Source organism: Sphingopyxis sp. Root1497 (assembly GCF_001427085.1).
Classification (GTDB): domain Bacteria; phylum Pseudomonadota; class Alphaproteobacteria; order Sphingomonadales; family Sphingomonadaceae; genus Sphingopyxis.
Genome location: NZ_LMGF01000003.1, coordinates 808,637 through 825,339 on the forward strand (window position 1 = coordinate 808,637; position 16,703 = coordinate 825,339).

The following is a 16,703-nucleotide window of genomic DNA, read 5'->3' on the forward strand; positions in this document are numbered from 1 at the left end:
CGCGGGATAGGTTGCGTATGGTCGATAGCGGTCCCCGCCTTCGCGGGGACGACGCCCTATCCCGCGTCGTCATTGCCCTCGGCGGCGGGAAGGGTGATCAGCAGGCTCGCGCCCGGCTGGCCGTCGTCGCGGTCGCGCGCGGCGATATGCCCGCTATGCCCCTCGACGATCGTTCGTGCGATCGCGAGGCCCAGCCCGCTGTGCCGCCCGAACGCCTCGCCGTCGGGGCGCTCGCTGTGGAACCGGCGGAAAATGGCCTCGCGCTGCGACGGTTCGATGCCCGGGCCGTCGTCGTCGACCCCGATATGGACGTCGTTGCCCAGCCGCGTCGCGCGCACGCAGACGAGGCCGCCGGGGGGCGAAAAGCTGATCGCATTGTCGATGACATTGTCGATCACGCGCTCGAGCCGATGGCCGTCGCCCATCACCAGCGTCGCGCCCTTGCGCGGGCGGGCAAAGGCGATCCGCGGATGCGGCAGGTCGGTGCCCTCCGCCCTGGCCGCCCGCGACGCGAGCATCGATTCGATCATCAGCCCCAGGTCGATCGGCTCGAAATTGGTGCGCGACAATTGCGCGTCGATGCGGCTCGCGTCGCTGATGTCGGTGACCAGCCGGTCGAGCCGCCGGACATCCTCGTCGGCGATTGCTAGAAGCTGCGCGCGTTGCTCGTCGGTCTGGACGCGCCGCAGCCCCTCGACCGCCGAGCGTACCGAGGCGATCGGGTTCTTCAGCTCGTGCGTCACATCGGCGGCGAAATGCTCGCCGGCGTCGATGCGTTCGCGCAGCGCCTGCGTCATGTCGCTCAGCGCGCGCGCCAGCGTCCCGATCTCGTCGCGGCGGCTCGGCAGGCGCGGCACCACGACCTCGCGCGCGCGGCCCAGGCGAACGCGGACCGCGGCGCGCGCGAGCTTGCGCAGCGGGCGGACGATCGTGCGCGCGAGGAAGAGCGAGAGCAGGATCGAGGTCATCAGCACCAGCGCGACCACGACCGCGAGCCGGAAACGTTCGGCGCGCACGGTGCGCGTGATGTCACGCGCGTTCAATGTCATCAGCATGACCTGCGGGGTGTCGAGGTCGACGATCCGCGTCGCGCTGAGCAAGGGCGTGCGTTCGGGGGCGTAGCGGAAGCGGGTGGTGGCCTGGCCGCTCCGCATCGTCTCCGTGACCTCGGGCCAGGATGGGCCACGGTCGGTCGCGGGTTCTTCGAAATCGGGATAATTGGGTGCACCGACGATCCAGTCGATGCCGCGGTCCATCGCGCGCGCGGCGTCGCGTTTCCATGGCTGCAGGTCGGGATCGCGCAGCGTATAGGTCGGCGGACCATGATCAAAACTGTCGTCGAGCCGGTCGCCGCCGCGCGCATAGAAGCGCAGCCGCGATTCGGTCGCACGCGTGAATTCGTCGATCAGGTGCCGGCGCTGGTCGGGGCGTGCCGCCTCCAGCGCCTCGTCGAGCATCGCGAGCTGCTCCTTCATCACCTCGATTCGCGTATCGACCAGCCGGCTGCGATAGGTGTCGAGATAGAAGAAGCCGCCCGCGAGCAGCGCGATCGCGACGATATTGACCGCCAGGATGCGCGTCGTCAGCGACCAGCGCGCCGACCAGACGAGCGGCTGGTCCTCGGCGTCGCGCGCGGGATCAGCTTTCGTCGGCAAACCGGTATCCCGCGCCGTAAAGCGTCGCGATCGCGTCGAACTCGGGGTCGACCTCGCGGAACTTGCGCCGCAGCCTTTTGATGTGGCTGTCGATCGTGCGGTCATCGATATAGACATCGTCCTGATAGGCGGCGTCCATCAACTGGTTGCGGCTGCGCACGATGCCGGGGCGGGCCGCCAGCGTTTCGAGGATCAAAAATTCGGTGACGGTCAGCGTCACGTCCTTGCCGTCCCATTCGACCTTGTGGCGCGCCGGGTCCATGCGCAGGCGGCCGCGGGTGATCGGGTCGGCGACGGGCTCGTCCTCGTCGCCCGGCGCGTTCTTGTTGAGCTCGACGCGGCGCAGGATGGCGCGGATGCGCGCAATCACCAGCCGCTGCGAGAAGGGCTTGGCGATATAGTCGTCGGCGCCCATCGCGAGGCCGAGCGCCTCGTCGATCTCGTCGTCCTTGCTGGTCAGGAAGATGACGGGCAGCTGGCTCTTTTCGCGCAGCCGGCGCAGCAGTTCGAGTCCGTCCATGCGCGGCATCTTGACGTCGAAGACGGCGAGGTCGGGTGGATTGTCGATCAGCGGCTTCAGCGCCGCCTCGCCGTCCGAATAGACGCGCGTGACAAAACCCTCGGCCTGCAGCGCGATCGACAGGGATTGCAGGATGTTGCGGTCGTCGTCGACCAGCGCGATGGTTGCCGTCATGCTCTTTCCATATGGGCGGGCGTCCCGGCAACTAGCCGATCCGTGGCCTGGCCACAACCGCGGCGGCGGCGCTCGGGTTCCGTAACGGCACCGGCATGGCGGCGCCGCCGATACCCAGCTTTAATCTTTTGACCTCATCCTTCATCCTCGCTAACGCGGCCGGGAATTTACGGAATCGGCGTCACGTCGGCACCCATGAAAATGCGGGCCTCCCCTTATGCTCGGCAGGCCTTGCATACCTATGCAGTGGGGCTGCGGCGCGGTTGGGAAAGGCAAGAACATGACGAAGATCATCATCGGCAATGGCGCCGTTGAAACGCAGGCCGCGGTTGCCGAAAACTGGGGCACGTCGGCGCTGATCGAGGATGCCATCCGTCATGGCGAAGGCCTGCTCGCCAAGGACGGCCCGCTGGTCGTCGCCACCGGCAAGCACACCGGGCGCAGCGCCAAGGACAAGTTCATCGTCCAGGACGACGAAACGCGCGATACCATCTGGTGGGGCAAGACCAATGTGCCGATGACCCCCGATCATTTCGCGGCGCTCAAGGCCGATTTCTTCGCGCATCTCGCCGATCGTCCCCGCTTGTTCCGCCAGCAGCTGTTCGGCGGTTCGCAGCCCGAACATCGCGTCGCGGTCCAGGTCGTCACCGAATTCGCCTGGCACAGCCAGTTCATCCGCACCCTGCTCGTCCGCCCGACCGCCGACGAACTGGCGGCCTTCGCGAGCGAATATACGATCATCGACCTGCCGAGCTTCCGCGCCGATCCGGCGAAGCATGGCACGCGCACCGAAACCGTCGTCGCGGTCAATTTCTCCGAAAAGCTCGTGCTGATCGGCGGCACGGCGTACGCCGGCGAGATGAAGAAGTCGGTGTTCGGCATCCTCAACTATCTGCTCCCGGTGAAGGGCGTGATGCCGATGCATTGTTCGGCGAACATCGGTCCGAACGGCGACACCGCGGTCTTCTTCGGCCTCAGCGGTACCGGCAAGACGACGCTGTCGGCCGACGCCTCGCGCACGCTGATCGGCGACGACGAGCATGGCTGGTCGGACACGGCGGTCTTCAACTTCGAGGGCGGCTGCTACGCCAAGATGATCCGCCTCTCGCCCGAGGCTGAGCCCGAGATTTTCGCGACCACCAAGCGCTTCGGCACGGTGCTCGAAAATGTCGTGATGGACCCCGCGACGCGTGAACTCGACTTCGACGATGCGACCCTCGCCGAAAACAGCCGCGGCAGCTACCCGATCGATTTCATTCCGAACACCTCGGAAAAGAACATGGGTCCGGTGCCGCAGACGGTCATCATGCTGACCGCCGACGCCTATGGCGTGTTGCCCCCGATCGCCAAGCTGACCCCCGACCAGGCGATGTATCACTTCCTCTCGGGCTATACCGCGCGCGTCGCCGGCACCGAAATCGGCGTGACCGAGCCCGAGGCGACCTTCTCGACCTGCTTCGGCGCGCCCTTCATGCCGCGCCACCCGTCGGTTTACGGCAATCTGCTCAAGGAACGCATCGCCAAGGGCGGCGTTCAGTGCTGGCTCGTCAACACCGGCTGGACCGGTGGCATGGCGACGATGGACGGCATCAAGCGCATGCCGATCAAGGCGACCCGCGCGCTGCTCAACGCTGCGCTCGACGGCAGCCTGAACGATGTCGAATTCCGCAAGGACCCCAATTTCGGCTTCATGGTTCCGGTTGCGGTTCCGGGCGTCGATTCGGGTCTGCTCGATCCGCGCGAGGCGTGGGCCGACAAGGCGGCCTATGACCGCACGGCGCAAACGCTCGTCGGCCAGTTCATCGACAATTTCGCGCAATTTGCCGAGCATGTCGACGAAGGCGTCCGTCAGGCCGCACCGCAGGCGGCTGTCGCAGCATAATTGACCCGGAAACTTCCGGGTGCTCATTCACCCGGAAGGACCGGACCGATGACCACCGACCATAAGCCGCGCCTTTTCGTGCGCGACGAAGACATACACGCGCTCGGCGAGGGGCTGCTCGCCTGCGCGCTGCCGCGCACCGCCTGGACGCACGAGGCGCATCTGGGCGCCTGCCTGTGGCTGCTGACCGAACGCCCCGACATCGACATCGACGCCGAGATCGCCGGCATCATCCGCCGCTTCAACACCAGCGTCGGCGGCGTCAACGACGACACGCAGGGCTATCACGACAGCATCACCCGCGCCTATGTCGCGGGGGCACGGCTGTTCCTGTCGGAGACGGCGGAGACGGGACTGACGGCGCGCGTCAACGCGCTGCTGCTTTCGCCGATGGGCGCGCGCGACTGGCCGCTGCGCTTCTACAGCCGCGACCTGCTCTTTTCGGTGCCTGCGCGGCGGGGATATGTCACACCGGACCTCGCGCCGCTTCCTTCGGCGTGATAGCGTCGCACCGGCTTTGCCAAATAGGAGCGCATGACATGAGCATCTTGGACAATATTCTCGGCCAGATTTCAGGCAACGACACGGTGACCAACCTTGCGGCGAAGGTCGGCCTGTCCCCCGAGCATGTCGAATCGGCGATCGCGGCGCTCGCCAAGCAGCACCCGATGCAGGGCGACACCGCCGAAGGTGCCGCTGCAGCAACCGGCTTGCCGCTCGAAAAACTGCAGGAAATCGTCGGCCATATCGGCGGTGAAGGTTCGCTCGGCCGTTTCGCGACGATGCTCCAGCAGGACGGCGGCTCGGGCATCCTCGGCGCGCTCGACCGCGACGGCGACGGCAACCCGCTCAACGACCTCGGCGGCATCGCGGGATCGCTGTTCGGGAAGAAATAAGGGTGCGCGCCGGGGTTAGAGGGCTATCCCCGGCGTCCAGCCGCTCGCCGCGAGAAAGGCGGCCGGGTCCTTCATCTCGATGATCTCGCGCAGCGCCGCCGCTTTGTCGGGCGCGCGGTTGTAATAGCTTTTGACGATTCGATAACCGACCCAATAGCCAAGGTCGCCGGGCCAGCCATCGCTGCCTTGCTTGTTATAGAGCCAGCGCGACCCGATGGCTTTCTCGTCCTTCTCGGCAAGGAAGGCGGTCTCCAACGCCTTCTCGCGCCCCTTGGCCCATTGGTGAAGCTGCGGATAGCCGACCGAACCGGACATCAGCTCGCCGACGAATTCGGCGACCCCTTCGCCCAGCGCTGCCCGCAACACCTTTTCTTCGGGGTCCTCGACTTGCGCAAGAGGTTGCTGCGCATGGACATATTCATGCGCAATGACGTGGACAAAGCGGTCTTCGTCGTCGGCTTCGATGAATGTTGCGGCACACAGGGCTTCCAGCCCGATGTAGAGGCCGTTGGCGTTCGCGGTCCCGGCGGTCGATGCGCGGCCGATCGCGATGGTGATCGGCGGAAACTTCGCTTGCGGATAAAGCGCGGCGAGCCTGTCGGTTGCGGCGATGAGGCGCGGGCGGACGCCGCCGAGCTTCGCCGCGCAGCCGCGCGCGTCGTCAAAGACCTGTCGCTTGTCGCGCAACGCCGTCGCCAGCCGCTCGGGGGTGATCCGGCGCAGCGTCATAAACTCGGCGAACCCCGGCGTCGGCTCGGCAAGGTAGCGGGCCGCAAGCAGATCGGGCTGCCCGGCGATCGCGGGATCGTCGTAAAGCGCGAAAAAGCGCTCGACGTCCGATGTGATAATCGCGACCCGCGGCGGCGGGGCATCGGCGGCCTGCGCCGCGCCCGCCAGCAGTAGCGCCGCCAGGGCGGCGGCCGTCCGGCGCATCAGCCTTTCGCCCCCGCCACATATTCCGCGACATTCTGCGCCAGCACGTCGAGCGGCACATTGCCGCCTTTGACCACGACATCGTCGAAATCGCGCAGGTCGTATTTCGCACCGAGCGCCTTTTGCGCCAGCCCGCGCTGGCGCACGATCTCGCTATGCCCGACCTTGTAGCCGCAAGCCTGCCCGGCCCAGCTGCAATAGCGATCGACCTCGCTCGATACTTCGAGCGGGTTCGAGCCATTCTCCTTGACGAAAAACTCGACCCCCTGCTCGCGTGTCCAGCGCTTGGCGTGCAGCCCGGTATCGACGACGAGGCGGCAGGCGCGGAAGGCGAGCGACTGGAGATAGCCGAGCCGCCCGACCTCGAAATCGTCGTAGAGGCCGAGTTCGTCGGCGAGCTGTTCGGCGTAGAGCGCCCAGCCTTCGCTATAGGCGTTGAACGCCAGCATCGTGCGGATCAGCGGCATCTGGTTGGCATATTCGCCCTGCCAGGCGTGGCCGGGGATCGCTTCGTGCATCGCGAGGTCGGGCAGCGAATATTTGCTGTGCAACTCGGTCGTGCGCAGGTTGATCCAGAATTTCCCCGGGATCGTGCCATCGATCGACCCCGCGCCGCCATAGGCCGCGGGCGCGCCGGGTTCCTCGGCGAGCGGCAGCCGCTTCACCTCGACATTGCCCTTCACCAAAGTGCGGAAGGCGCGCGGCAACTCGGCGCGGATCTTGCCGAGCCAGGTCTGGATATAGGCGACGATCTCGGCGCGGCCCGCGTCATTGTCGGGGAACTTATATTTGGGGTCCTTGGCGAGCGCGTTCATGCGGTCGCCGACCGACCCTTGCGTATAGCCGATCTTGCGCAGGATCGGGTCCATCTGGCCGTGCAGCGCCGCAAGCTCCTCGCGCCCCATCGCATGAACCTCGTCGGGGGTCATCCGCGTCGTGGTGCTGGCGCGCAGGCCCCAGGCATACCATTCGTCGCCGCCCGGCCGCGCCCACATTCCCGCATCCATCGTCGCCTTGGGCCGCTGCGCCTTCATCTCGGCCAGCTGGCGTTCGAGCGCCGCGGCGACTGGCCCCGTGACGATCGCCCCCGCGCGCTGGCCCCAGTCGCCGGCGATCCCCGCCGCCTTCGTCCGCGTGGCGAGGCTGTCGACCATGCCGCCGCCCGCCTTGGCATCGGCAAGGCTCGCTTCCATCTGCTTGACTGCCTTGTCGATCAGGAAGGCGGGGGCAATCATGCCCTGGCCGCCAGCCGATTTCAGCCGCTCGGTCTCGCCATCGAGCACGCCGGGAAAAGCATTGAGCCGTGACAGATAGGCTTCGGCGTCGCCAGCGCTCTTCACCGGATGATCGCTGTCGAGGAATTTGGGAACGTCGAGATAGGCACCGACATTCTGGATCACGACATAGGGGGTGTTGCGCCAGCCGCCGACCGCGACGTCGCCATAGGGCAGGGCAAAGCCGTCGAGCGCGACGCTGTACGCGCTGTCGACCACCGCCAGGCTGGTGCGTGTCTTATGGTCGAGGCCCGCTTTGTCGAAAGCGCGGACACGCGCGAGGTCGGCCTTCAGCGTCTCGGTGAGCGCCTTTACCCCCGTCGGCGAGCGGTCGCCGAGCTTGCCGCGTTCGGCGGCGCGCGCGCCGGTGTCGATGCCGAGCGAGGTCGCGCCCTCGGGCGACTGCGCGAGCAGATTATCCGCGATCGAGGTCAGCAGCGCGTCCGCCGCGCTCGGGCGCGGGCCGGTGATGATCGTTTCGGCGACGGCGGAACCGGCAACGGCGAAGCTCGCGGTACCGGCACCGAGCGCGGCGAGCGTGTGGCGGCGGCTGACGGGGGTGGAAAGACTGTCGTGCACTTGGCGGCTCCCTGCGACTTTGTTTCTTCTGAAACCTGTCTAGGCGGCGCCGCGCGGGGGTCAACGAAAAGGGGCCGGGAAAGCCGTTGGCTCGCCCGACCCCCGTCGAAAACTATGGTGCGTTTGTCAGTCGGTGAGGTCGGCGGGCACGGTGCCGCCGTTCGCGGCGAGTTCGCGCATGACCGCCTTGATCAGCCAGATGTTCATTTCGGCGCTGCCGTCGAGCGCGCCGGTATAGCCAAGCTCGGTCGCCAGTTCCTTGCGGTTGGCAAGGCTCGGATCGAGGTCGAGCAGCTTCATCAAATCGACGATCGAGGTGCGCCAGTTGAGATCCTGTCCGGCGTTGGCGGCCTGTGCGGTCAGGATCGCGACGACATCGACGTCGCTGATCGCCACGGGGGCGGCAGGGACGGGCTGCGGCGCCGCGGGGGCGCTGGTGGTTGCGGCGACGGGGGGAGCAGGCACGGCGGCCTCCGCCTTCTTGCCGAAAATCGCGTCTTTGATCGAACTGAAAATACCCATGATGATGCTCCCACTTGTGGCGGCGATGCGGACCCCGGGGGCGGAGTCGCACGGCCGCAGGTTAAGCTTGGCCACAGCGAAATGACAGCCGAATGAACGGCTCGTCCTCCGCCCGCGCGCTGCTATGATAATGCGCGGGCGGGCAGTTCGATCCCGCGCCGCTATGGGAGCATAAAACCATGAATCTGACCGATATCCTCGCCCAGGCCGGCGGCATCGAATCGATGGCGAAGGAATTGGGCGTCCCGCCCGGACTCGCGAAACAGGGCGCGGAGGCGCTGCTCCCGGCGATCCTCGGCGGTTTCAAGAAACAGGCGCAGGGCGGCGGCGGGATCGAAGGCCTCGGTGGGCTGCTGGCCGGTCTCGGCGGTGGAGGCCTGCTCGACGCGGTACTCGCGCCACAGGCGACCCCGGTCGAACAGGGCAATGACGTGCTCGGCCAGATCTTCGGGTCGAAGGATGTCAGCCGCTCGGTCGCGGGCGACGCGGCGGCGAAGACCGGAATCGATGCCGGCACGCTCAAAAAGATGCTGCCGATCCTCGCGATGCTCGTTGCGGGTTATATGGCGAAGCAGGGCGGCAACGAAGGCGGCGGCGGGCTGACGGGCGGTTTGGGCGGCATGCTCGGCAATGTGCTGGGTGGCGCATTGGGTGGTGGCGCGGCGCCTGCCTCGGGTAGCAGCGGCGGCGCGTTGGGCGGGCTTGGCAGCCTGCTCGACCTCAATGGCGACGGCAACCCGCTCGACGACATCATCGGCATGGCCGGCAAGCTCAGGGGGTAAAGATCAGGCCCCTCCCTTTCAGGGGAGGGGCTCAAGGCTCACGCAGCCAGCAACCGCAGTTCCTGACGAAAATCCTCGTCCACCCCGATGCGGCTTCGCATCGGGGTGACGGCGCCATCGCTGTCGCCGTCCCCTTCCTCGAACAGCGCACATGCGGCTTCGCCGCCGCGCGCGAGGCTATAGCGCTGGGCGATCTGCCCGGTCGGCCGGAAGCCGAGCTTGCGCAGCACCGCGCCCGACGCCGGATTGTCGAGGAAATGCCCGGCGGTCAGCGGCGGCAGGTTCATCGCGCGCGCGATGCGGATCAGCTGGCGCCCGGCCTCGGTCGCGAACCCCAGCCCCCAATAGGGGCGGGCGATCCAATAGCCCATCTCCAGCGTGCCGTCAGGCGCCGGCGAGATGCCGCAGCCGCCGACGAGGCGCGGCGCACCGCCGGTGCGACTGAAGATCAGGAAGCGCGGCTCGGCGGGGTCGATCGGTTTGGCGAGGAATTCCATCGCCTGTTCCTCGCGGTACGGCCAGGGCGCGGTGGCGAGGTTGCGAACCACGCCTTCCTCGCCGATCGCCTTCGCGAGCGCCGGGGCATCTTCCTGCCAGCCGGGCCGCAGCAATAATCTTTCGGTTCGTGCGAACATTTACGTCACTCCCATTTGCCTGTCGCCGTGGCGCCAGATGGTGACGCTTTGACGACAGTCGATGATGAGGGAGATGATCGGCCCGATTTTCGCGCCCGTTTGCCAAGTGATGGATAACGGGCAAGAAAAAAGGGAGACCGGGGGTGACCCGTCTCCCTCTTTTCGAACTTTGTTTCCGCTCTCGCGGAAAGGACCGTTCCGGGTCATCCCTTGATGGACGACCCTGGAAGAGCGTCCTTATTCGGCGGCTTCCGCCATGGCGTCGACCGACACATATTTGCGGCCAAGCTTGCCATCGTGGAATCGGACATGGCCTTCGGCGGTCGCGAACAGGGTGTGATCCTTGCCCATGCCGACGTTGACGCCCGGATAGACGCGGGTACCGCGCTGACGCACGATGATGTTGCCGCCGATCACTTCCTGACCGCCGAACTTCTTCACGCCAAGGCGGCGGCCGGCTGAGTCGCGACCGTTGCGCGATGAACCGCCTGCTTTTTTATGTGCCATGACTGATGCTCCTTAGTTCGTTCGAGAGGCCGAGCCGCGTTGCCGCGCTCAGGCGTCCTTCTTGGGGGCTGCCTTCTTGGCAGCGGGCTTCTTGGCGGGCGCTTCGGCAGCGGCTTCGGCCTTCGGGGCAGCAGCCTTCTTGGGCGCGGCGTCCTTCGCGGGAGCAGCCTCTTCCTTCGGAGCGGCTTCCTTCTTCGGCGCGGCCTTCTTGGCTTCGCCGACGGCGAGGATGCGCAGCAGCGTCAGCGACTGACGGTGGCCGTTGCGGCGACGGTAGTTGTGCCGGCGGCGCTTCTTGAAGACGATGACCTTTTCGCCGCGCGTCTGGGCGATGATCTCAGCCGAAACGACGAGGCCGTCGGCGCTCTTCACTTCGCCGCCGTCACCGGCCAGCAGGATGTCGCCGAGCGACACGGTGTCGCCAGCTTCACCGGCGATCTTCTCGACGGCGATTTTGTCTCCGGCGGCGACGCGATACTGCTTGCCGCCCGTGCGCACGATTGCGAACATGGTCTTCCATCCAATCAAAAAACTAAATCACCCGCGCACCAGTCCCCTGCCAAGGCAGGCGATTTTTCCGGCATGCGGGAAAGTCAGGCCCACTAACGAGCCAAGCCCGAGCTGTCAACCGCATATTACCGTGCTTTTTGCGCGTTTTTCTCGCTATCGCGAGAATCGGCGCCGGCCCGCTCCCCCACCCGGCCTCCCATAGGCTACTATCGTCGGGGAGGCCGGGTGGGGGAGCGGGCCGGCGCTGCCCCCCGGCGTCAGCCGGGGAGAATATGACTCGCCGATTCGCCCCTTGCCGCCCGGCGCCCGCCCCCATATCAGGGGCGGCGATGAAGCGCTTCCTTCTTTTGCTCTCGATCGCCGCGGCGCCGCTGGCCTTGTCGGCCTGCGCCGCGGCGCAGGCGCCCGCCGCCCCGTCGCTCGCCAAGCGCGCGGTCGAGGGACGGCTCAACGTCGCGCCGACCCCTGTCGTGGTGCCGCCGCCGGGTCCCTTGCCCGCCGATCTCGCCGGCCGCCTCGCGCGCTGGGAATCGGATGGGGCCGCCGGACAGCAGGCCTTCGCCGCCGAACGCGATGCCACGGCTCGGCTGGTCAATGCCGCCGCGGGGGCCGCGGTGGCGAGCGAGCGCTGGGTCGTTGCCGAACAGGCGATCTCGCGCCTCACCGCCGCCCGCGCGCCGATCACCGGCGCGCTCGCCGACATCGAACGCCTTTATATCGAACGCAGCGTCGACGAGGCGATCGACGGCCTGCCCGACATCTATGCCCTGCGCGACCGGTTGTCGGAGCAGGTGTCGGCGCAGGATGCGGTGATCGAGGCGCTGAACGCACAGCTGCCGGGGGAATAGGCGAACAATCCTCCCCGTCGCGAAGCGATGGGGAGGGGGACCGTCCGCGAAGCGGATGGTGGAGGGGCCAGCAACGTCGTGCCATCGCCCCTCCGTCAGCGCTTCGCGCTGCCACCTCCCCATGGCTGCGCGACAGAGAGGATCGGTCCTCAATTCAGCCCGTGCTTCTTCAGCGCATGGCGGATCTGGTCGTAGCTCAGCCCCAGCGCCTCGGCGGCGATCTTCTGGTTGAAGCGGCAACGCGCCATCGTGTCGGACAATATCTGCTTTTCATAGGCGTCGACCGCCGCGCGCAAATCGCTGACCGTGCCCGACGGCGGCGCGGACGGGGCGGCGACCGCTTCGGTTCCCGACGTTGGCGCGGCCGATTCGGCTTTCGCCGCGACCTTGCGCACCGCCGGCTGCCAGGGGCTCGCGAAGGGATCGAAGCTCAAGGCGTCGACCGGCTTTTCGGGGTCCGCCCAGCGATAGATGGCGCGCTCGATCACGTTGCGCAGTTCGCGGACATTGCCCGGCCAGTCGTGTCCCTCCATCGCGGCAAGCGCGCGCGGACCAAAGCCCGGCCATTCGTCCCAGCCGAGCACCGCCGCCATGCGCTGCCCAAAGTAAGTGGCGAGCACCTCGATATCGCCTTCGCGCGCGCGCAGCGGGGGCAGGGTGATGACCTCGAACGACAGCCGGTCGAGCAAATCGGCGCGGAACCGATTGTCGTCGACCAGTGCCGGCAGATGTTCGTTGGTCGCCGCGACGATGCGCACGTCGACACGCAGCGGGCGCGACGATCCGACACGCGTCACCTCGCCATATTCGACCGCGCGCAGCAACCGTTCCTGCGCGCCCATCGACAAGGTGGCGAGTTCGTCGAGAAATAGCGTGCCGCCGTCGGCTTCCTCGAAGCGTCCGGCGCGGGTGCGCGTCGCGCCGGTGAAGGCGCCCGCCTCGTGCCCGAACAACTCCGATTCGATCAGCGTCTCGGGCATCGCGGCGCAGTTCATGATCACATAGGGCTTGTCCCACCGCGTCGACAGCCGGTGGAGGCGTTCGGCGATCAGTTCCTTGCCGGTACCGCGCTCGCCGATCACCAGCACCGGGCGGTCGAGCGACGCGGCGAGGCTGGCGCGCTCGACCGAGTCCTGAAAGGCCGCCGACTGGCCGATGAATTGGCTTTCGCGTTCCATTCCCAATGATTGGCAAAATTTCCCGCTGATTGGCAAGTCAAATCGGCGCGAAAGGGCATTTCAGTGTGAAGTTGGGCTGTTTTGCGCCTTTCGCCGCAATTGGCACGCTCTCTGCATTACATCATACGAACCGGCGCAACTCGCACCGGTGCAGCGAAAAAGGGACTGACGATCATGAAGCCGATTTTTGCCCAAACCGCCACCTTCGCGCTCAGCGCGCTCGGCGCTCTGGCGATCCTCGTCGGCGTGATCGACCAGCCCCAAGTCGCTTTCGGCATCGCCGCTTCCCCGGGCGGGATGGCGATCGCGGCCGCTGCAGCAACCCCGGCGGTCAGCCAGATGGCTTGACCGGCACTGGTGCCGGGGCACTCTCCCCCCTTGCCCCGCCCCGGCACCAGCATTTTTAAACACGCAAGACGTTTCGATCAGGAGTTTAGTCACATGGGTATTTTTTCACGCACCCGCGACATCATCGCCGCCAACGTCACCGACCTGCTCGACCGCGCGGAGGATCCCGAAAAGATGATCCGCCAGATCATCTTCGAGATGAACGAGACGCTCGTCGAAGTCCGCGCTTCCGCCGCCCGCACCATCGCGGACCAAAAGGAAATGCGCCGCCACATCACCAAGCTCGAAAGCCTGCAGGACAGCTGGAAGGAAAAGGCCGAACTCGCGCTGTCGAAGGACCGCGAAGACCTCGCCACCGCCGCGCTCGTCGAAAAGCAGAAGGCCGGCGACATGGCCGAGCGGCTGAAGAGCGAAATTTCGGTGCTCGACGACGCGCTCAAGGGTTATGAGAACGACATCGCCAAGCTGCAGAAGAAGCTCAGCGAAGCGCGTGCGCGCCAGTCGAACGTCTCGACCCGCCTCGAAAGCGCCGAGAATCGCTACAAGCTGCGCGAGATGACCAACGGCGACCGGGTCGAAGACGCCTTCTCGCGCTTCGAGATCCTCGAACGCCGCGTCGACGAGGCCGAAGGCCGTGCCGATGCGCTGGGTCTGGGCTACAAGAAGTCGCTCGACGAAGAGATCGCCGAACTCCAGGCCGCCGACAAGGTCGCCGACGAGCTCGCCGCGCTCAAGGCGGCCCAGGCCAGCAAGAACTAAGGAGCCGGACCGATGGAAGAAGTGATTATCGTCCCGATCGTCATCGGCACTCTCTTCCTCGGTCTGCCCTGGCTGATCCTCCACTATGTGACCAAGTGGAAGCAGGCCAAGACGCTGACCGGAGAAGATGAGCAGCTGCTCGACGAACTCTACGACACCGCCCGCCGGCTCGAAAACCGGCTCCACACCGTCGAACGCATCATCAGCGCCGACCATCCCGATTTCCGCCCCGCGGTTCGCAGCGATGAAGATCTGGCGCAACTCGAAAACCCGACCAGGAGGAACTGAGATGTCTGCCAGCCGCACCAAATTCTACCTCGACAAGCAGAACGCCAAATGGAGCGGTGTGTGTTCGGGGATCGCCGATTACAGCGGGGTCGATGTGCTCTGGGTCCGCGTCGGTGCCGTCCTCCTCACCCTGATGGGCGGCTTCCCCTGGACGCTGATCGCCTACTGGATGGTCGCCTGGATGGGCACGCCGAAACCCTTCGCGCTCTATGGCTCGAACGAGGAAGCGAAGTTCTGGCAGGGCGTGCGCTCGAACCCGACCGCGTCGACCCGCGACATCCGCTCGCGCTTCCGCGACATCGATCGCCGGCTCGCCGACATCGAACTCTACTACACCAGCCACAACCGTCGGCTCGCCGACGAGATCGACAGCCTGCGCTGAGCGCGATTGTCGGCAACAGGGAGAAGACAGATGAATTTCGGTGGTACCGGTTTCGTCCTCGCCATCATCGCCTTGTCGATCGGCGGCTGGATGTTCACCACCTGGACCCGCGCCAAGCACGGCTATCCGGTTGAAAATGAATGGGGTGGCACGGTTCATCGAACCGACCCCGACGCTGATCGAAAAATCGCGCTGCTCGAAGGCGACAATGCCAAGCTCGCCGAGAAGATCGTCCGGCTCGAAGACCGGATCTCGGTCCTCGAACGGATCGCAACCGAAACCAATGGTCAGTCGGCGCAACTCGCCGATCAGATCGACCGGCTGCGCTGAGGGGAAAAATCATGAATCTCGATGTACTCAACGCCATCGCCCCCGTCGCCGCCATCATCGGCATCACGACGGTCGGCGGCTGGGTCTTCACCACCTGGCTCCGCGTCAAGAACGGTTATCCGCTCGAAAACAGCTGGGGCAAGGCGGTCTATCCCAGGACCGGCGACGAGGCGATGGAACGCATCAAACTGGTCAGCCAGGAAAATGCCCAGCTCCGCGCCGAACTGGGTTCGGTCAAGGACCGGCTCGCGGTGATCGAGCGCATCGTCACCGACGAGAGCGGCCGGCTGGCGAGCGAGATCGAGGCGCTGCGGCGCCCCGCGAATTGAGGAGTTGAACGATGAGCGGCGGATTTGTCCTCGGTTTCTTTTTCATAGTCGTCGGGCTGCCGGTGATCTTCGGGATCGGTTTTGCCGCCTATGAGCGCCACCTGAAGTTCAAGGAACGCCAGCTCCAGGCGATCACCAGCGAGACGGCCGAAAAGGCGGCACAATATGCCGCGCACACCGAACGGCTGGAACAGCGGGTTCGCGTCCTCGAACGCATCGTCACCGACAAGGGCGTCGATGTCTCGGACGAAATCGAAAAGCTACGCGACGCGCCGCTCAACTAAAAAATATTCGAAAGGATCCCCCCATGAACCCCTTTGAAATGGTTATCGGCATCGTCCTCATCGTGACGATCGGCAGCATCATTCGCGCCAAGCACGGCATTCGCCGCGACAACCGGGGCAATGAATATTTCGTTGGCGCCCCCGCCAAGGACGATGCCGAGACCAAGGCGCTGCAGGCCGAGATTCGCACCCTCAAGGACCGCATCCAGGTGCTCGAACGCATCGCCACCGATAACAATCGCGCCGCCACCCTCGACGAGGAAATCGAACGGCTGCGCGACCGCTCGCAAATCTGATCGCCAGAACACCGATCACCGATAAAGGAGCCAAGCTCATGGCCTTCATCACCCCCGACCTCACCGCTGCGGCGGTTGCGCTCACCGCCCTGACCATCGTCAGCATCGTGGCGCTGCGCGGCTGGCGCGACTGGATCCAGCTCAAGCGCGAGGAACTCGCCGCCGGCCACGCTCCTATGGCGCAGGACGCGCATGTCCCGCACGCCGGATCGCGGATCGAGATCGCCGACCTCAAGGAACGGCTGCGCAAGCTCGAAGCGATCGCGGCGGGCGTCGACCTCTAAGGCCCGTCGCCCCTGCGCGGGGCAGCGGCGCGGGGCTGGCGCTCCCCCTCTTTTCACCAGGCGCCAAATCTGTCAGGGCCGCCGCCATGCGCAGCCTCGACGATATTTTCGAAGAATATGACTTTCTCGACGGCGACGATCGCTATCGCCTGCTGATCGACCTCGGCCGCATGCTCGAGGCGATGCCCGATGCGCTCAAGGCCGACGCCACGCTGGTGCGCGGCTGCTCGGCAAGCGTCTGGGTCTACCCCGTGCCCTCCGACGACGGCCGCCTCCACTTCCTTGCCGACAGCAATGCCGCGATCACGAAGGGCATCGTCGCGCTTGTCCTTGCCGCGGTGCAGGACCGGCCGGCGAGCGAGGTCGCCGCGATGGACGTCACCGCCGCGCTCGCCCCCTTCGACCTGACGCGCCAGCTGTCGTCGAATCGTACCCAGGGCGTCCCCAACATGATCGCGCTCGTCCAGGACACCGCCCGGCGCCTCGCCGGCGCCTGAGCGAGCCGTAG

Annotated in this window: 24 protein-coding genes; 15 read left to right on the forward strand and 9 right to left on the reverse strand. The window is 66.1% G+C overall.

The window, feature by feature from the left end:
• Positions 1-56: 56 nt before the first annotated feature.
• Both ASD67_RS07225 and ASD67_RS07230 read right to left on the reverse strand, forming a co-directional pair.
• On the reverse strand, positions 57-1,655 hold the full coding sequence (locus ASD67_RS07225; protein ID WP_056345348.1) for a sensor histidine kinase: 1,599 nt from the start codon (positions 1,653-1,655) through the stop codon (positions 57-59).
• Positions 1,639-2,349, reverse strand: coding sequence for a response regulator transcription factor (locus ASD67_RS07230; RefSeq protein ID WP_056345351.1), 711 nt, complete (start codon positions 2,347-2,349; stop codon positions 1,639-1,641). The genes ASD67_RS07225 and ASD67_RS07230 overlap by 17 nt, the downstream gene beginning before the upstream one ends.
• 280 nt (positions 2,350-2,629) lie before the next feature.
• On the opposite strand from ASD67_RS07230, the gene ASD67_RS07235 reads away from it, so the two are divergent.
• From ASD67_RS07235 to ASD67_RS07245, 3 genes are read left to right on the forward strand one after another with little or no spacing between them, the layout of a single operon-like run.
• Positions 2,630-4,231, forward strand: a complete 1,602-nt coding sequence (locus ASD67_RS07235; RefSeq protein WP_056345355.1) for a phosphoenolpyruvate carboxykinase — start codon at positions 2,630-2,632, stop codon at positions 4,229-4,231.
• A gap of 48 nt (positions 4,232-4,279) precedes the next feature.
• Entirely contained in the window at positions 4,280-4,732 is a 453-nt protein-coding gene (locus ASD67_RS07240; RefSeq protein WP_056345358.1) for a hypothetical protein, read from the forward strand.
• 38 nt (positions 4,733-4,770) lie between these two features.
• The gene (locus ASD67_RS07245; protein ID WP_056345361.1) at positions 4,771-5,127 is read left to right on the forward strand and encodes a hypothetical protein; all 357 of its coding nucleotides are present in this window, start codon (positions 4,771-4,773) and stop codon (positions 5,125-5,127) included.
• A gap of 15 nt (positions 5,128-5,142) precedes the next feature.
• Here the strand turns inward: ASD67_RS07245 and ASD67_RS07250 are convergent, their stop codons facing one another.
• The 3 genes from ASD67_RS07250 to ASD67_RS07260 form a co-directional block, all read right to left on the reverse strand.
• Positions 5,143-6,060: a gliding motility protein GldB-related protein gene (locus tag ASD67_RS07250; RefSeq protein ID WP_056345365.1), complete on the reverse strand. Its 918-nt coding sequence runs from the start codon at positions 6,058-6,060 to the stop codon at positions 5,143-5,145.
• Positions 6,060-7,913 (reverse strand): DUF885 domain-containing protein, encoded by a 1,854-nt coding sequence (locus tag ASD67_RS07255; RefSeq protein WP_056345367.1) that lies wholly within the window; start codon positions 7,911-7,913, stop codon positions 6,060-6,062. The genes ASD67_RS07250 and ASD67_RS07255 overlap by 1 nt, the downstream gene beginning before the upstream one ends.
• A 126-nt stretch (positions 7,914-8,039) precedes the next feature.
• Positions 8,040-8,435, reverse strand: a complete 396-nt coding sequence (locus ASD67_RS07260) for a DUF3597 domain-containing protein (protein WP_056345370.1) — start codon at positions 8,433-8,435, stop codon at positions 8,040-8,042.
• A gap of 179 nt (positions 8,436-8,614) precedes the next feature.
• Here ASD67_RS07260 and ASD67_RS07265 point away from each other — a divergent pair, with 179 nt between their 5' ends.
• Complete coding sequence (locus ASD67_RS07265; protein ID WP_056345379.1) at positions 8,615-9,217, forward strand: DUF937 domain-containing protein; 603 nt, start codon at positions 8,615-8,617, stop codon at positions 9,215-9,217.
• A gap of 38 nt (positions 9,218-9,255) precedes the next feature.
• Here ASD67_RS07265 and ASD67_RS07270 read toward each other — a convergent pair whose 3' ends face one another.
• From ASD67_RS07270 to rplU, 3 genes are all read right to left on the reverse strand, one after another.
• Positions 9,256-9,852 carry a GNAT family N-acetyltransferase gene (locus ASD67_RS07270; RefSeq protein ID WP_056345382.1) on the reverse strand — a complete coding sequence of 199 codons (597 nt, stop codon included), beginning with the start codon at positions 9,850-9,852 and terminating at the stop codon, positions 9,256-9,258.
• Positions 9,853-10,089: 237 nt separating this feature from the next.
• Entirely contained in the window at positions 10,090-10,359 is a 270-nt protein-coding gene (gene rpmA / locus ASD67_RS07275; RefSeq protein WP_056345384.1) for a 50S ribosomal protein L27, read from the reverse strand.
• Between the two features lie 48 nt (positions 10,360-10,407).
• Positions 10,408-10,869 carry a 50S ribosomal protein L21 gene (rplU, locus tag ASD67_RS07280; protein WP_056345388.1) on the reverse strand — a complete coding sequence of 154 codons (462 nt, stop codon included), beginning with the start codon at positions 10,867-10,869 and terminating at the stop codon, positions 10,408-10,410.
• Between the two features lie 329 nt (positions 10,870-11,198).
• On the opposite strand from rplU, the gene ASD67_RS07285 reads away from it, so the two are divergent.
• Complete coding sequence (locus ASD67_RS07285) at positions 11,199-11,717, forward strand: hypothetical protein (protein WP_056345391.1); 519 nt, start codon at positions 11,199-11,201, stop codon at positions 11,715-11,717.
• A 149-nt stretch (positions 11,718-11,866) separates the two neighbouring features.
• On the opposite strand, the gene pspF is transcribed toward ASD67_RS07285, so the two are convergent.
• Positions 11,867-12,895 carry a phage shock protein operon transcriptional activator gene (pspF, locus tag ASD67_RS07290; protein ID WP_056345394.1) on the reverse strand — a complete coding sequence of 343 codons (1,029 nt, stop codon included), beginning with the start codon at positions 12,893-12,895 and terminating at the stop codon, positions 11,867-11,869.
• 174 nt (positions 12,896-13,069) lie between these two features.
• On the opposite strand from pspF, the gene ASD67_RS22970 reads away from it, so the two are divergent.
• From ASD67_RS22970 to ASD67_RS07335, 10 genes are all read left to right on the forward strand, one after another.
• Entirely contained in the window at positions 13,070-13,243 is a 174-nt protein-coding gene (locus tag ASD67_RS22970; RefSeq protein ID WP_156377605.1) for a hypothetical protein, read from the forward strand.
• Between the two features lie 93 nt (positions 13,244-13,336).
• Positions 13,337-14,002: a phage shock protein PspA gene (pspA, locus tag ASD67_RS07295; protein WP_056345397.1), complete on the forward strand. Its 666-nt coding sequence runs from the start codon at positions 13,337-13,339 to the stop codon at positions 14,000-14,002.
• Positions 14,003-14,014: 12 nt separating this feature from the next.
• The gene (gene pspB, locus ASD67_RS07300; RefSeq protein ID WP_056345400.1) at positions 14,015-14,290 is read left to right on the forward strand and encodes an envelope stress response membrane protein PspB; all 276 of its coding nucleotides are present in this window, start codon (positions 14,015-14,017) and stop codon (positions 14,288-14,290) included.
• Between the two features lies 1 nt (position 14,291).
• Positions 14,292-14,672, forward strand: a complete 381-nt coding sequence (gene pspC, locus ASD67_RS07305; protein ID WP_056345403.1) for an envelope stress response membrane protein PspC — start codon at positions 14,292-14,294, stop codon at positions 14,670-14,672.
• A 30-nt stretch (positions 14,673-14,702) separates the two neighbouring features.
• Positions 14,703-15,002 (forward strand): hypothetical protein, encoded by a 300-nt coding sequence (locus ASD67_RS07310; protein ID WP_056345406.1) that lies wholly within the window; start codon positions 14,703-14,705, stop codon positions 15,000-15,002.
• A gap of 11 nt (positions 15,003-15,013) precedes the next feature.
• Positions 15,014-15,331, forward strand: coding sequence for a hypothetical protein (locus tag ASD67_RS07315; RefSeq protein WP_056345408.1), 318 nt, complete (start codon positions 15,014-15,016; stop codon positions 15,329-15,331).
• Positions 15,332-15,342: 11 nt separating this feature from the next.
• Entirely contained in the window at positions 15,343-15,615 is a 273-nt protein-coding gene (locus tag ASD67_RS07320; protein ID WP_056345411.1) for a hypothetical protein, read from the forward strand.
• A gap of 23 nt (positions 15,616-15,638) precedes the next feature.
• A complete protein-coding gene (locus ASD67_RS07325) occupies positions 15,639-15,911 on the forward strand; it encodes a hypothetical protein (RefSeq protein WP_056345414.1) in 273 nt (90 codons plus the stop codon).
• A 38-nt stretch (positions 15,912-15,949) separates the two neighbouring features.
• The gene (locus tag ASD67_RS07330; protein ID WP_056345417.1) at positions 15,950-16,195 is read left to right on the forward strand and encodes a hypothetical protein; all 246 of its coding nucleotides are present in this window, start codon (positions 15,950-15,952) and stop codon (positions 16,193-16,195) included.
• An 86-nt stretch (positions 16,196-16,281) separates the two neighbouring features.
• Entirely contained in the window at positions 16,282-16,692 is a 411-nt protein-coding gene (locus ASD67_RS07335; protein ID WP_056345420.1) for a SufE family protein, read from the forward strand.
• Positions 16,693-16,703 lie beyond the last annotated feature (11 nt).